Consider the following 15,169-nt stretch of genomic DNA (forward strand, 5'->3'; position numbering starts at 1 on the left):
TGTAATTAATTTTTAGGAATAGAATTTGGCGTAAACACTAAAAATCACCAAAATCAGACAAAAAGACGTTCAAAAAAGCCTCTTTCACGCTTTAATCTACCATTATTATTTTTCATTTTGTGTTTTGTAAAACCAGGTAAGCCATATGAAATTGTAAAAACAATCAAAAATGTCAAAAAATTTCTCAATGTAAATAATTTATGGTCCTGCAATACTACATCTGTTTGGTCCTAACTCCAGATCAGGAATATCCTTTTGGACAAATGGGAGTGAACCTTTGTTTATTTGAATTATTTTTCTATAGTTCATAGGTCTTGGTGGAGTCATTCCAACTACTTTCTTTACAAATTCTTCTTTGGAGAGTTGTAAAATCTCATGCTTACTTGCCTTTTCGATAGTGGTAAAGAACACACCATTTTCGGGTTTTACGGATATACCGTGATGTGCAGGAAAAACTATTGTATTGGACGGTAACTTTAACAGATTATTATGAAGTGAATTGTATAATTCTCCTGCAAACTCTTGTGCATTGTCTCGAAGATCTGGTCTACCTATACTTTCTATAAACAATATATCACCAGTAAACACATATTTTTCATCTACAACATATGACAAACTTCCTGGAGTGTGTCCAGGAGTATGAATGACTCGAAGTTTTGCTTTCCCAAATTCAAGTGAATCATCATCTTTTAGGAATTTGGATTCTCTTTCCCATTGTTCTAATCCACTTTCATAACAAGTAGAATTGGTAATCTTGGCTAGGTTCCAGGCAGATGATAGATGATCGGCATGTTGATGAGTGTCAATTATCTTGATAATCTTGGCATCATTTTGAATTGCTATCTCTTGGTATTTTTCAGCAGGAAAGAGAGGATCAATTACAATTGCTTGCTCTTCAGATATCAATAGGTAGGAAAGGCAGCCTTTGCCAATTTTCTCAACCTGAATTATCTTAGGATTTTGTTCAACTGCTGTTACTGGATTTATAACTTGACTCCATCCAGCAAGTCCCCCCACAAGTATATGTGATTTAATTCCATTTCTTGCGAGAGCAAATGTGGCCACCGTTGCTCTGTTGCCATGAGGACATATTGTGACAATCTCCTTGTCTTTTGGAATCTTTGATAAATTTTCTTCTTTGAAAATATCTTGCAGTGGGATGTTAACGCTTCCTGAGATCTTAAAATCAGAAAATTCATCAACGTCTCTTACATCAAGCAAAAATAGATCTTTGGAATCTTGTATCTTTTTCCACAAACTGTTTGAGTTAATAGATGATGATGGACTACCCTTGACAATCTCCCTATTCCATCCTTTCATACCCTTCTTCAAATAGTATGCGTTTAATCCAAATGATCGCATCATCTTTGCAGTTTTACTGGCAATTAAGCCATCAATATCCACTAGAACCACCTTTACATTTTTTGGAATTTTTGGCATAATAGTCTCTTTTGCCTTAGCGTCACAGATTGCATGAACTGCACCTGCGATGTGTCCGTTCTTATAGTCATATTCTAATCTTAAATCAAAAAGTAATAGAGGATCGTTCTTTTGTAATAACTCATATAATTCCTCTACTGTAACATCAAAGTTGTCTGGCACGAATTGATTTTTCATTAAACCAATATCAATATTACATAGAATTTTCATAATTGATTTTCATTTTTGGAAACTATGGTAGGAAATTGTCTGTGTTTGTAATATAATATAGTGTGAGATTATTAATATGAATAAAAACTCTATAGTTGGAATTGTCGTTGGTCTTATGATAGCAACTTCTTCTGTTTACTTTGTTGAAACTTCTGAGGAGATATTTGAAGAACAAGAATGATAAAAGGTCCGTTCTTTTTGGCAGTATCTATAACATACATTTCAGTTGTATTTTGAATGTTAAAGAATCCTAACAGTTCTGCACCGTATGTTGTGACCTAGCTGGAACTGTTGGGATAATCGTGCTGTATGGAATAACCAGAACAGATTTGGTAATCGTATTCGGATTGGATGCAGGAAATGTAAGCCATTTTGGAATGGTAACAAAGATAGTTCAAGTTGGAGTTGTAATTGGCTCTATTTGAGTACTAATTCAAACTAAGAAAGAAAAATGGTTACAAACCGAAGACATACCCAATGTGAGAAAACAATGAAGGTACTCACATTGGATTTATTTTTATCTCTTTCATTTTCAGTTTGCCCATTATTGTATTAGGAGGAGATGTGGCTAGGCGACTGACTATTTAGAGCTTGACTGTAAAATAGATACTGATTCTTGTTCAGATTCTGCAAAGATAAGATTTGAAAATAGAAGGAACAAATTAACAAAATTGGTAAAAAAATCCCGGAATTCAGTTCAAAAATCTGATGTGTCTTACAAATTTGAAAAATGGGTGATGAGTCATCATGGTGTGTTCATAAGGAATTCTAATCTTAGTATCCTAATACTGAAAAATATGTATTAAAGTATCTCGTGAATGAACACAAGGATTAAATTCAGAATTGGAAGACCAGTGTTTTTAGTTTGGAAATGGTGTTTATCCCAGTTCAGTTTTGATTGTTATTGTTATGCAAAATTACGCACAAATTTACTAATTTTCATAATGCTTATAGTATGTAGATATTTTAGTTCAAAACGACATGAATTTTCTAATTCTTTTGGTAATTGCAATATTCATCATTACTGCAGGTTATGTAGGGTATCATGCATCACAAGATCAACCGGTTGAGAAGATAAAAGGGCATTGGATTGAATTGGAGGCACCCAGTATAGTAACAAATTCGATTCAATCTCTACAAAATCTCAAACTGGAAATAACAACTACCTAAAAGCCGGATTTATATTAAATCAAGATCACTTTTCATAACGTTATGACGTTATCAGATAAGGAGAAAATAATTGCAATCATCTCAAATGGTATTACTGTTTTTTCACTTTTACAAGAAAGAGATGATCTGCCAAAAAATACTACAATGTATGATTTTGTCATGAAGGTGATTCCTGAAAATATCAAGGCGGAGTTAAATGTAGAGTTAATTGATGAGGTGTTTCAGTATGTTTCATCCGCACATAATTCATGGCGTGGATAAACACAGTTTATAATCACATATGAAAATACATTGTATTAATTTTCTGAAAGTGGTATGAGAGGATCATTTTTTATCTATTCATATTGAAATTATCAAACTTCCACCAAATGAGAAGAGATTCAAATACCTAAGAAACTAATTTGAAAGGTATGGCAAAAAATGAAAGAATAATTGCACAAGACTTGGCTGAACTAAAACATGTAATACAAACTCAAAACATTACCAAAATCACAGAGTCATGTAAAATATTGTCAAGAGATATTAAAAAATATCCTGTGAAACCAGAACTCGTTACCAGGTTAAAGCATATGTCTAGTTATTCAGAAATGTCAACATCAAATAAATCATTAGACGAAGAGATAAAAGAGATAAGCATTATTATCGACATTCTGATAAAGTCAATTTAAGTAAAAACATGCTTGAATGTTTTTTGCAAAATAACAATTTGTTTCATAGTGATCTCAATTCAAAAATAAATGAAATCAAAACTTTTGCCATGTCATTATCAATTATGATGTAATTTTAGAACCATTATAAAAATTGAATATTCCTCTTTAGATTGAATGTTATTGAGAAGAGAAAGATCAAGAGTTTGATATTTGTGTATGATCAACATTATTATCACATTATTTTTTAATCCGCCCTTAGTATCTATTTTTGATAACTGGATTTAGACATACCATAAATATTAACAAAAAATATCAAGATATGAACAATTAGTACTTACTGATAAATTGCTCATAGGGGTTTTAAACAAATTTTGAAAAGTACTCTCATGGATGAGTTTCATTACAAACAAACTCACTTTGTGAAATTAACCTGTGGTTATTTACTTCATAAAGATTCAGAGGAGCTGTATGAGAAATGCCTGCAACATGAGTAAGCACATTTCATGCAATAATCATTTCTTTTTCCAACACAAACCATGATTCTGCCTTGGTTCTAAGAAATAATATTGGTTTAGCAAATTAAATTACCATTTAATCTTGTGAAAAGACAGTTAAACAGACAAAAGAATCTTGACTTTCAAGCAAAATATTTTCCTACTCAACAATGATTAACTCTAATTAAATTCCACCATTTGCAATGAGAGTAAAATTTAAAATTAACAGGACAAAAAAAGAATTCAGTACGGAGCTTCCCTATGTACCTCAGGTAGGAGAAACGATGACAATTCACGAGGTAATACCAGGCACATATAAAATAAAATCAGTGGATCACGAGATCAAGGGAGGCTTTTACAATGCAAACATAGTCTTGTCATCTATAAATAAAAAGTCATAACCCAAATTCATTATTTCAAGGGTAATTTTATGTAAGATCCAAATAAGGTGTTAAAATTTTAATGGATCCATGGAGGATTGTATTTTGAATCAAATAGAACTAAGATGATTTATGCATATTTATAATGAGATTAATGTTTAATTCATAAAGTACAAGATTTAACTTACATTATCAAAATGACTGCAATAGCTACATTAGGATCACATTGCTCTTTGCAGGTTTTAAAAGGTGCAAAAGATGAAGGTTTAAAAACAATTCTTGTTTGTGAAAAAAAACGCGAACGACTTTATCGTAGGTTTCCATTTATTGATGAACTGATAATGGTTGATTCTTTCAAAGAAATTCTTGAAGAAAGATGCCAAATGATTCTTGAACAAAACAATGCTGTTTTGATTCCACATGGAACACTAATTGCACAAATGAGTTCTGAAGAAATTGAATCTATTAAAACTCCAATTTTTGGCAACAAGTGGATTCTAAGATGGGAATCAGACAGAGAGATGAAAGAAAAGTTAATGAGAGAAGCAAATCTACCAGTTCCAAAACCAGTAACAGATCCTAAAGACATTGACAAGTTGGTAATCGTAAAAAGACAAGGGGCTGCAGGAGGAAAAGGGTATTTCATGGCAGCTAACGAAGACGATTATAACAAAAAGAGAGATCAGTTAATTTTAGAAGGTACGATTTCTAAAGATGAAACCCTTTACATTCAGGAATATGCAGCAGGTGTTTTAGCATATTTACAATTCTTTTACTCGCCATTAAAAGAAGAATTGGAATTCTTTGGAGTTGATCAAAGACATGAATCAGACATAGAAGGATTGGCCAGAATTCCATCAGAACAGCAGTTAAAATCAAACAAAATTCCATCATTTAACGTCATTGGAAATAGTCCGCTTGTTTTACGAGAATCATTGTTAGACGAAGTGTATGTCATGGGAGAGAATTTTGTAAAAGCTTCTAAAAGAATAGTTTCCCCTGGAATGAATGGTCCATTTTGTATTGAAGGGGTATATGATGAAAATGCTAAATTCACGTCTTTTGAATTTTCAGCAAGAATCGTTGCTGGAAGCAACATCTACATGGATGGCTCCCCCTACTATTCACTTTTGTTTAATGAGTCTATGAGTATGGGAAAGCGAATAGCAAGAGAAGTAAAAACAAGTGTAGAAAGTAATCAACTAGATAAAATTACAACTTAAAATATTAACAAGATTATTTTGTAATAACTTCCATTCCATGCTGAGACTTTACTATGTATTTGTCTCTAATTTTTACACTTATCCAATCAATAACTAATACAGTCACCAACACAACCAGCATGAAAATTGCAGCTTTGCCATACTCAAAGAATTTGATATAATTAATTATGTAAAATCCAATTCCACCTGCACCAACTAATCCCAAAATACTAGTTTGACGAACATTATAATCAAACATGTAAAGCATTTGGCCCAGAAGATGCGATGCAGATTCAGGAATTACAACATACCGAATTAGCTGTAATTTTGAAACGCCAATTGAATTTACTGCATCCATGGGATCAGAGTCAATTGTTTCAATCACCTCATATTGCAATTTACCAATAAATCCTATAGTATACATAATAATTGCCAAAACACCTGCAAATGGTCCCAAACCAACCATGATTACAAATAAGATAGCCCATAAAATTGATGGAAATGTACGAATAGCTGCAAGCAATGCACGTGTTGGACCATAAATGTACTTGTTGTTTAGATTTCTGGCAGCAAGCATACTAAGTGGTAATGCTATTGCAACACCTACAACAGTTCCAATAAATGCCATCTGAATAGTTTCAAGCATTGCCCAAAAAGCTGTGGGGATATACTTTGGTTCAACAAGAACCATTTCCTCAACAATAACAGCAAGATTTGGTAACCCTTCAACAAAATCAATAGGATTTGCATCTACATTGTAAGATGCAATTACTAACAGAGCAATAATAATTCCAATGATGATGTTATTTTTAGGAGTCATTAGCGTACATCTCCATTATTTCGTCATTATTCATATCGCCGGTTTGAAAATCGACTATTGTATCTCCTTCAACACCTATTTCTAGAATTTTTTGGCCTTCTTTGATTACTGCAACTCTATTAGCATATTCTAAAGCTAATTCAATATCATGATGAACCATTATTGCGGTAAGATTCATTCTTTTTTGTGCACCAGTGATCAATTTCATTATCTCATGAGCAGTAACATGATCTAATTCTGAGACAATCTCATCAGCTAACAGTATAGTGGGTTTTTGCATTAATGCTCTAGCAATTGCCACTCTTCGTTTTTCACCCCCACTTAACATGTAGGCCTTTCTATTTTCCTTACCTGATAATCCAACTTGGGAGATAATTTTTTTGGCCTCTTGAATTTCATGTTCAGGAAATTTTTTTAATAATGATTCTAATTTTCCAAGTCTAGGCAATGCACCAATTAAAATATTTTCGAGAACAGTAATGTTTTTCACCAAACCTAAACTTTGTGGGATGTATCCAATCGTATGCATCATATTTTTGAATTTTTTATCATTCATGTTTGGTGTAACATAATCAATTTTGATTATTCCTTTACTTGGAATCATCATACCATTCATTAATTTGAGTAAAGTTGATTTTCCGGAACCTGATTGTCCAACAATTGCATAATTAGCACCTCTATCAATTGATAAATTAATACTCTCTAATGCAAAATTTTTTGAATCATATGATGTCCATACATCATTCATCTGAATAATCTTTTTTGTAGAAATTAATGAAAAAGAAGGTTTTTGAGACATTTGAATTTATTTTACTTCAAAAATCCCAGTTTTTATTTGCTCTTGTTACCTGCATCAAGAATTTTTTGATCAAGTCCAGTCAATGCATCAATATAATCCCCAAAATCACCAATATGCATAGTGGTGGTTGTCGGAACTAGTGCATCTGCACCATACAAATCCTTCAAAACGGAGTTGTTTTCATCATAGTTGAGTTCAACTAATGCATCAACTAATGCATCACGGGTGAATTCTGACATATCAGAACTAACCATAAATACATGTGATGGTACAGGTCCAATTGTTGCAACTGGACGCAATTTTAATTGATCTTCTAACTCAAGATACTTTTGCGGAGCAATATCTGAACCAAATGCCACATCTACATTTTCATTGAGGAGTAATTCTAAAGCAGCTTTGTACCCTCCTGCAAAAGTATAACTTTTAAAACTATTAGATAATGCAGATTCCAAAGCAACAATATCATCACCTTCAATTGTAATGTAGTCCTGTGTAACTAAAGCACCCATAGGTCGGATAAACCCTGAGGAGCCAGTTATGCTTGTAAATGCAACTCTTTTGTCAACTGTATCTTCTAACGAATGAATAGAATCGTTGCTAGCCAAAGTCCAAACCGTTGCCTGATAATTTACTTTACCTGCAACAATTTCAGCCAGTACTGCTTCTGCACCTGTACGTTGATGTGTAATCCACGCAGGACCAGTATCCATGAAAGCAGCGTCAATGTGACCAAATCGCATTCCCTCAATAATTGACTCATAGTTTGTAGGTACTACTATCTTAACATCGACACCAAGTTTATTTTCTAAGAATTTTTCCAGTGCTTGAGCTTTTGGTGTTAATTCATCAGATTTTTCAACTGGGATAAACCCAATAGTTATGGTATCAACATCAATTAGTTTGGGTTCAGATGAAACGGTAACGATGTCATTTTCAATCAGATATTTTATTCCGTTTAGAAATGTTGCATCATCTAGAGCGCCTTCAGCCCACCATCCAGCATTTTTTTTAATCCAATCAGGAACTAAACTCTCTGCTTGTACATGTTGAACCAAAGGAACGGACATAACGCCAAGTACTGCCATAGCAGTAAATAGTGTTAAAATTATTTGTCGTTTCATAACTATTGTTTCTTAGGATAAGCTAATTATTTAAAGCAAGATTTCATTCCAAGGGTATAGAATGGGGATAGAGATTAAAAATAATTTTTAACTACCATGTATTAAAAAGGGGAACATGTTTAATCGTAGTTATTTTTTACTAATTCGTAGATTAAACATTAGATCTAGGATTTACAGTGTTAGAATATAAATTCAGACTTGGCTCTAAATCATCTATAGTAATTTCAACTTTTCCAATTCTACTACGATATAATTTAATTTTTTTTCCTTCAGAGGAGATCACAAATTTGTCAACTTCAGCAAGAGCTAAATCTTCTAAAATTGAGAGTGTTTTGTAAACTGTTGAAAGTGAAATCTTTAATTCATTAGCAATTTGGGTTGCATCTTTTGATTCATTTTTTACTGAAAACAGTACAGATCTTGTACATATGTTACTAAGTGACTCAATAATTTTCTGCGTAATATCAAACTCAGATAATTGGATGATGTTTGGTTTTGTCAATCAAAATCACTCAATTAGGAATCAATGTAAGAACCGGATCAGGTTTCCTAATCGAGATATCTGCTTTGCTGATTCTGCTTCGATAAACTTTAAATTTTCTTCCTTTGTCAGAAAGTACCCATTTTTCTATTTCAATTAATGTTAGTTCTTCAAGATCTGTTAATTTTTTATAAACTGAACTTAGCGGAATCTTTAGCTTAACCGAAAGTTCTGATGCCGTATTTCCCTTTTTTATGATAGAAAATAAGATAGCTCGAGATTCTGAATCTGCTAAAGCTTCTATAACCTTTTGTGTTATATCATATTTTTTTAATTGTGGTAGTGTTAGTTTTCTTGACATTCAAGTTTTGTTAATTTCGTACGGATATTTAAACGAGGCGTGATAATTCTTATTCTATAGATTAAGAATGATTATGGATATGTTGGATATTTTTTAGAAAATTCCAGACGATTCCAGAAATAACCAAGAATTATTCCAATTGAAACCCAAAAGGAAGACACGCCAAATATTGACATTAATCTAAATTCATTCACCAAATTCATCGGTGCAATAATTTCATCAGGATTATCGGGCATCATAACAAATGAAATGGATATAAAAGTACCGTATCCGATTAGCGCAACAAGTTTTTGCTTGTTTTTAAATATTTTTGAAAGTTTGTAAAAACTAAATGCCGCGAATCCAGAAATTGCAATAAACGATAGATACAATACTGCTCGAAAAATCACAGTTTCACTATCACCAACAGTAGGGGGATTTGCAGGATATTTTAAGAAAGGAATCAAGTAAAGAGTGACCCACATAATTCCAGATAAAATAAGTGCCTTTTTGATATTGTTGATTCCATGCAATGAGTTTTTAGACAAGATAAACACAATTCCAAATAGAGAACCAACAGATATTCCCAAAATTACTCCGGCAAGAGTCTGGCCACTTTTTTGCCATGATCTATACCCCTCATAATTTATCCAGAAATCAGGAGTATCATTTTCATCACCTGAATCAAAGAGATTCTGATTTTCAATACCGATGGCTTGATTAAGATATGGTTCAACAATTGCAAAATTCACAATTCCATGAACAAGACCAGCAGATGAACCAGAAACTAAGGATGTATTAATTAATACACTAAAACCTAAAGAAGGAGATATAGTGATAATCACATCATCAGATGATAAATTTATTGCAGAAATTTCTGCAATCAATACGGCACTATGGACATTAGGAAATGAAAAAAATTAATCCTTAGTGACAAGGAAATCCTGCTGCATGTCGCATATCATGAGTAAGCTCATGGAGATAAAGATCAGTGAATGCTTGGTCACCATAAACTAGACTAAAGATATGCCCCTGATCAAATCCAACAACAAATAACCCCGCTACAAAAATAATTGCCAGTGCTATTATTGCAAGTTTTGGTACATCAGTTTTCGAGACATTAATTTGTCTTGTTTGAGACATGAGAATGATGTTTCTGTGAATATATTTAAGCTCTTGGATGATTGCAAACACATTAGAAAATGAAGATAGGTCACAAAAAAGATGATATTTTATGATCTAACAACAGATATTTTTGATGGGTATAATTAGTAAAAAATCATAAGGCGTGTAATTTATGAATAAAAATCAACAAGGATAAGTCAGATAGCCAGATTTCAGACATAATTAAGTATAATTAATTGATCTTTATAGATCGAAAAAATCTAAGTCATTACACAGATAATAAAAAAAATTCTGAAAAAAGGCTTTTCGTTTCAAATTTGAATCCATTTTCAGATTTGATTCAATGTAAATACAAACATAATGAAATAATTCAGCTAATGTATCAACCAAACTAAGATGAGTGATAACAATAGTAGGAAATCATTTTTCTATAGTGATGAACCTACAGAAAACCAATACGATTTTTGAAGGATTAAAAAATAAACATAAAGTAATAGGAAGAAATTAGAAAAAATATCAGAGACTATGACGATGATACAAAATAAAATTTAAAAATATCACTAATGTTTTGTAGTTCAATTTAAGAAGATATTTACTTGAAACAAACTTTCTCAAATTATGGCAAAATTATACTTATTGACAATTCCAATCATAATTGGAATTGCCACTGCAATGTTTTTGGTATCTTATTCTGAATCCGATAATGATTCACTTACATCGTCAAAATTAATTGGTAAAGGATCACCATTCCTAGGAGATGCAAATGCGCCAATCACAGTTTTAGAATGGGGGGATTATCAATGTACTTTTTGTTACAAATTCCATCAAAATACATTAGATGTTATTCTTGAAGATTATATCAAAACAGGAAAAGTAAAACTTGTCTTCAGAGATTTTCCGCTAAACGGTCAAGATTCTATTCTAGCAGCGGAGGCGTCATACTGTGCAGATGAACAAGAGAAGTATTGGCAATATCATGACGAATTATACAAAAATTGGGGTGGTGAGAGAACAGGATGGATAACAAGAGAATCACTGAACGTATTTGCAACTAGCGTTGATTTAGATTTGGATGAATTCAACAAATGTATTGATAGCCACAAATATCAAAATATAGTAAATACCAATTATGAATTTGGAAAAGAGATAGGAATTGATGCAACACCATCATTTTTAGTCTTCAATGATCAGAAAATTATCAAAATTAGAGGTAACCAACCATTAGAAGTATTTCTAAAATCATTTGATGAGTTATGATTTTAGAGAAATAGAAGTGAATCAATTAATATTCGCATAATGAGGAGAAAGTACAAATGAATAAGAAGATAGATGTTGAAAAGCAAGATTCAGTTAAAATCTATAAAATTAGAAAAATATTAGAAGAATTATCTCAAAAAACAGGGAGAGGTACAGAACTAATCTCGGTTTACATTCCAAAGGGAAAACAACTTCATGAAATTATTAGTTCACTTCAACAAGAACAAGGAACAGCAGACAATATCAAATCAGACTTGACAAGATCACATGTAGTTGATTCACTAGGTAAAGTAGTTCAGAGATTAAAAATGTACAAAAAAACACCAGAACGAGGATTAGTAGTATTTTGCGGAGCATTACCGCCAGAAGGTGGAGGCCCTTTAGGAAGTGAAGCCGTCACTGTTTGGGAAATTGATCCTCCAAAAGACTTGAATCAGTACCTGTATCGATGTGATGATCATTTTCATGTAGACATTCTAAAAGACATGCTAAAAGATGACAATCTGATTGGATTTTTAGCAATAGATGCAAAAGATGCAGGATGGGGATTGTTACATGGAGACAAGATTGAAGTGTTAAGTCAAACAGGTTCAGGAGTTGCAGGAAAACATAGACAGGGAGGACAATCTGCAAAAAGATTTCAGAAGCTCAGAGAGATGGAATTGACATATTATTTCAATAGAGTAGCAGAGACTACACGCGAATATTTTATCGATATTTATCCAATCAAAGGATTGGTAATTTCAGGACCAGGCCCTACAAAAGAAGATTTCATTAATGGTAATTATCTAGAATACAGACTACAAAACATGATAATCAATACAATTGATGCATCATATTCAGGCGCAGAGGGGATCAGAGAAGCATTTGCAAAGTCAGCAGATATTTTAGGAGATTTTAGAATGGTTGAAGAGAAAAAACTTGTAGAAGATTTGTTTAGAGAAATTAACTCCAATTCAGGTAAAGGCTCATACGGGTTACAAGAGGTCATAGATTATCTCAAAAACAATGTTGTCAAAACACTGATCATCACAGACAATACAAATCTTCACAGAGTTGAAGCCAAGTGTAAGCGATGCAAACATCTTCAAGAAGTGATTATTGAGAGACCAGAAGTAATTCCAAAAAAAACAGAATTTACAAGTACACCATGTCCATCGTGTAATGCTATGGATACAGAAGTTTTTGAACAGGATATTGTTGATTATCTAGAAATTCTTGCCGCAAAGACAGGTTCTCAGTTAGAGGTTATTTCTGGAAGCGCAGAACATGGAAACATGCTTGCAAGCCTAGGAAAAATTGGGGCAATTTTGAGATACAATCCAGGTCATACTAAGTAATAAAACTGCGAATTTTTATTGCAAGTTTTAAAAGTTCGTCATCATCTGAGATTTGTCGTTTTGTCCATACAGTTCCTTTGCTGTTATATCTTGGAATAATATGAATATGAACATGTGGGATAATTTGTTTTGCGGCTCTGCCGTTATTTTGACCCAAACTAAACGCATCGGCTCCAGTTGCATTTAATATTGCCTTTGCAATTTTTGGTACAACTGAGAAAACATTTCCAACATCAATAGAATCCATATCAGTAATTTTTTCATGATGCTTCCTTGGAACAACTAAACTGTGACCTACATCTATTGGATATTTATCTAAAAAGGCTACATGGTATTTGTCTTCATAAAGAAAATGTCCATCTCTTTTTCCATTTAGAATATCACAAAAAATACAATCCATACAGAACAATTATTTCTGATTTTATTTATTATTTTATGGAATAAATCATGTGAAATTGAATTAAACTGTCGAATGGTTAATTAGGGCAAATTTAAGACTCTGACTATCTAATGGGCCGAAAAGAGAGAAGAGAACGTGAAGAAAAACGTGAAAATTATGCCACGAAACATTCAGCAGCTAAAAGAAAACAAACCCTAATTGCTGTAGGAGTTTTGACCGGTATCGCATTAATTGTAGGTTATGCAGGATGGCTATTTGTTAACATGTCAGACAATGTTCCAGGCGGTCCAGAAAATGCAGGAGCCTTAGGTAGTGAGCATTCACATGCAGCATTACTAGTAAAAATATTTGGAGATAAATTTGATTTTTCAGCTCCTGCATATCAGATCAAATCAAGTTGGATTCATTTTGAAGGAAGAGATGGTTCTACAATACATAAACACGCCACAGGTGTTACTTTGGGATATCTTTTTGAGACATTACAACTTGGTCTTGACGATCAATGCTTTGTATTCCAAGATGGCAGAAGCTTCTGTACAAATGAGGATTATTCATTGGTATTTTACATAAATGGAAAACAGGTTCCAGACATCAGAGACTATGAAATCCAAGAAGATGACAGAATTCTGATTTCATACGGTGCTGAAACTCCTGAAGAGTTGCAATCACAACTACTAGAATTAGATAACCAAGATCTCATCAAATAGAATTTTCAGATTCTTCCTTTGTAGTAAATTGTGCCATCTTGTCAAAGAACATATAGTAACCACATCGGATACATCGAAGAACAGTTAGTTCAGTGGTAAGGAATTCTTTATCCTCAAATCTACCATTTAATTTTACATTCTCTCCTGCAATTTCAGCCTTGTTGCTTTTACATACGGGGCACTCTAGTGATTTTTGCTCCACAGTATCTGGACAAAATATTAGAATTTAAACTCAATGAAATATTTTGAAGTCTAAATTATTATCAAAAATAACCTATCATGTAGTTAATTTAAAATCCAAAAGTTTTTGTTAATTTTGTATGTCGAATCTTAAGATAGATTGTTTTCTAGTCACCCAAACTATTATCGATATTGATAAAAACAAAATAACTATTGCTAATCCTGCAAATTCTGGAATTATAGTAGTTCCATTTATGGTAATTAATTTGGCATAAGAAGGAATTTGGTTAATTATTAGTACAGTAGTTTCACTATCAAATTCCTGGGAAAATTCTTCTGTCATGACGCCATCAATAGATACAGAAGATATTCCACTGATCAGTGCAGACGGTAAAAACAATGTTAATGTATTGTCATCATTTATTGTGTTTCCCTTTAATTCAAGAGAAATTGATTTTGTGTTTTTATCAATGCTGACATGATCTACCAATCGGTTGAATTTATACTCTAAATCAAAGGTATTTGTACCATCTCCAAAATCCGAGCCAACATTTGGCAAAATGCTATAACCGCTACTTACGCTTACAAGACCTGTTTTCCAGGGATGAAGTGTGCAGTAATATGGAAATTCTCCTATCTCTGTGAATTTTTGCACAAATGATTTTCCCAGACCAATCTTGCCACTGTCAAAAATTCCATCAGGGCCTAACCTAGGTGTTCCAGAAGTCACTGTATGTGAAGTGGTGTCCCCATTTTTCCAAAAAATTGTATCATTTACTATAATTTCAATAAATCCTGATGCATCTCCATCCTTTTCACTTGACCAATGAAATGGAGCTGACATATCAGCTGAACCAGAAGGGATATTGATATCATAAACTGATTCTGCAAGTACTGAAGAAGAAGATAATAATGGAAGAATTATCAAAGAAGTCATTACAATCCAAATTAATTTTTTCAATTACAGTGTTTTGGAACTTTTTGGATTTAAAGTTATTCTGAATCAAACTTTTTGATGTCAAAAATCATTCTGAGTTACCAAATTTTTTTTAT

The 15,169-nt window shown here is 32.7% G+C and carries 18 protein-coding genes; 7 read left to right on the forward strand and 11 right to left on the reverse strand.

Going from position 1 to position 15,169, the window contains the following annotated elements:
* Positions 1-198: 198 nt before the first annotated feature.
* Positions 199-1,650, reverse strand: coding sequence for a rhodanese-like domain-containing protein (locus OEM44_00470; protein MDH3515272.1), 1,452 nt, complete (start codon positions 1,648-1,650; stop codon positions 199-201).
* Positions 1,651-2,631: 981 nt separating this feature from the next.
* On the opposite strand from OEM44_00470, the gene OEM44_00475 reads away from it, so the two are divergent.
* The 4 genes from OEM44_00475 (at position 2,632) to OEM44_00490 (ending at position 5,567) form a co-directional block, all read left to right on the forward strand.
* The gene (locus tag OEM44_00475; GenBank protein MDH3515273.1) at positions 2,632-2,820 is read left to right on the forward strand and encodes a hypothetical protein; all 189 of its coding nucleotides are present in this window, start codon (positions 2,632-2,634) and stop codon (positions 2,818-2,820) included.
* Between the two features lie 42 nt (positions 2,821-2,862).
* Positions 2,863-3,081: a hypothetical protein gene (locus OEM44_00480; GenBank protein ID MDH3515274.1), complete on the forward strand. Its 219-nt coding sequence runs from the start codon at positions 2,863-2,865 to the stop codon at positions 3,079-3,081.
* 149 nt (positions 3,082-3,230) lie between these two features.
* Positions 3,231-3,488: a hypothetical protein gene (locus tag OEM44_00485; protein ID MDH3515275.1), complete on the forward strand. Its 258-nt coding sequence runs from the start codon at positions 3,231-3,233 to the stop codon at positions 3,486-3,488.
* Positions 3,489-4,541: 1,053 nt separating this feature from the next.
* Entirely contained in the window at positions 4,542-5,567 is a 1,026-nt protein-coding gene (locus OEM44_00490; protein MDH3515276.1) for a formate--phosphoribosylaminoimidazolecarboxamide ligase, read from the forward strand.
* A 13-nt stretch (positions 5,568-5,580) separates the two neighbouring features.
* On the opposite strand, the gene phnE is transcribed toward OEM44_00490, so the two are convergent.
* From phnE to OEM44_00525, 7 genes are all read right to left on the reverse strand, one after another.
* On the reverse strand, positions 5,581-6,366 hold the full coding sequence (gene phnE, locus OEM44_00495) for a phosphonate ABC transporter, permease protein PhnE (protein MDH3515277.1): 786 nt from the start codon (positions 6,364-6,366) through the stop codon (positions 5,581-5,583).
* The gene (locus OEM44_00500; GenBank protein ID MDH3515278.1) at positions 6,356-7,165 is read right to left on the reverse strand and encodes an ATP-binding cassette domain-containing protein; all 810 of its coding nucleotides are present in this window, start codon (positions 7,163-7,165) and stop codon (positions 6,356-6,358) included. Before OEM44_00500 ends, phnE begins: the two co-directional genes overlap by 11 nt.
* Positions 7,166-7,197: 32 nt before the next feature.
* On the reverse strand, positions 7,198-8,286 hold the full coding sequence (locus OEM44_00505; protein MDH3515279.1) for a phosphate/phosphite/phosphonate ABC transporter substrate-binding protein: 1,089 nt from the start codon (positions 8,284-8,286) through the stop codon (positions 7,198-7,200).
* 151 nt (positions 8,287-8,437) lie between these two features.
* Positions 8,438-8,788 (reverse strand): ArsR family transcriptional regulator, encoded by a 351-nt coding sequence (locus OEM44_00510; GenBank protein MDH3515280.1) that lies wholly within the window; start codon positions 8,786-8,788, stop codon positions 8,438-8,440.
* Between the two features lie 10 nt (positions 8,789-8,798).
* A complete protein-coding gene (locus OEM44_00515) occupies positions 8,799-9,128 on the reverse strand; it encodes a helix-turn-helix domain-containing protein (protein ID MDH3515281.1) in 330 nt (109 codons plus the stop codon).
* Positions 9,129-9,199: 71 nt separating this feature from the next.
* Positions 9,200-9,910, reverse strand: coding sequence for a CbtA family protein (locus OEM44_00520; GenBank protein MDH3515282.1), 711 nt, complete (start codon positions 9,908-9,910; stop codon positions 9,200-9,202).
* Between the two features lie 124 nt (positions 9,911-10,034).
* Positions 10,035-10,250, reverse strand: a complete 216-nt coding sequence (locus tag OEM44_00525) for a CbtB-domain containing protein (GenBank protein MDH3515283.1) — start codon at positions 10,248-10,250, stop codon at positions 10,035-10,037.
* Between the two features lie 600 nt (positions 10,251-10,850).
* Here OEM44_00525 and OEM44_00530 point away from each other — a divergent pair.
* Together OEM44_00530 and prf1 are read left to right on the forward strand one after the other, a co-directional pair.
* Entirely contained in the window at positions 10,851-11,489 is a 639-nt protein-coding gene (locus tag OEM44_00530) for a DsbA family protein (GenBank protein MDH3515284.1), read from the forward strand.
* Between the two features lie 56 nt (positions 11,490-11,545).
* On the forward strand, positions 11,546-12,829 hold the full coding sequence (gene prf1, locus OEM44_00535) for a peptide chain release factor aRF-1 (GenBank protein MDH3515285.1): 1,284 nt from the start codon (positions 11,546-11,548) through the stop codon (positions 12,827-12,829).
* Here the strand turns inward: prf1 and OEM44_00540 are convergent.
* Entirely contained in the window at positions 12,822-13,229 is a 408-nt protein-coding gene (locus OEM44_00540; protein ID MDH3515286.1) for an HIT domain-containing protein, read from the reverse strand. The two genes, prf1 and OEM44_00540, sit on opposite strands and share 8 nt — an antisense overlap.
* Positions 13,230-13,339: 110 nt before the next feature.
* Between OEM44_00540 and OEM44_00545 the strand changes: the two genes are divergently transcribed.
* Positions 13,340-13,936, forward strand: a complete 597-nt coding sequence (locus OEM44_00545) for a protein-disulfide isomerase (GenBank protein MDH3515287.1) — start codon at positions 13,340-13,342, stop codon at positions 13,934-13,936.
* Here OEM44_00545 and OEM44_00550 read toward each other — a convergent pair.
* Both OEM44_00550 and OEM44_00555 read right to left on the reverse strand, forming a co-directional pair.
* Entirely contained in the window at positions 13,929-14,138 is a 210-nt protein-coding gene (locus OEM44_00550; protein MDH3515288.1) for a hypothetical protein, read from the reverse strand. The two genes, OEM44_00545 and OEM44_00550, sit on opposite strands and share 8 nt — an antisense overlap.
* A 108-nt stretch (positions 14,139-14,246) precedes the next feature.
* Positions 14,247-15,077 carry a PEFG-CTERM sorting domain-containing protein gene (locus tag OEM44_00555; protein MDH3515289.1) on the reverse strand — a complete coding sequence of 277 codons (831 nt, stop codon included), beginning with the start codon at positions 15,075-15,077 and terminating at the stop codon, positions 14,247-14,249.
* Positions 15,078-15,169 lie beyond the last annotated feature (92 nt).

The organism is Nitrosopumilus sp. (assembly GCA_029862745.1).
GTDB lineage: Archaea > Thermoproteota > Nitrososphaeria > Nitrososphaerales > Nitrosopumilaceae > Nitrosopumilus.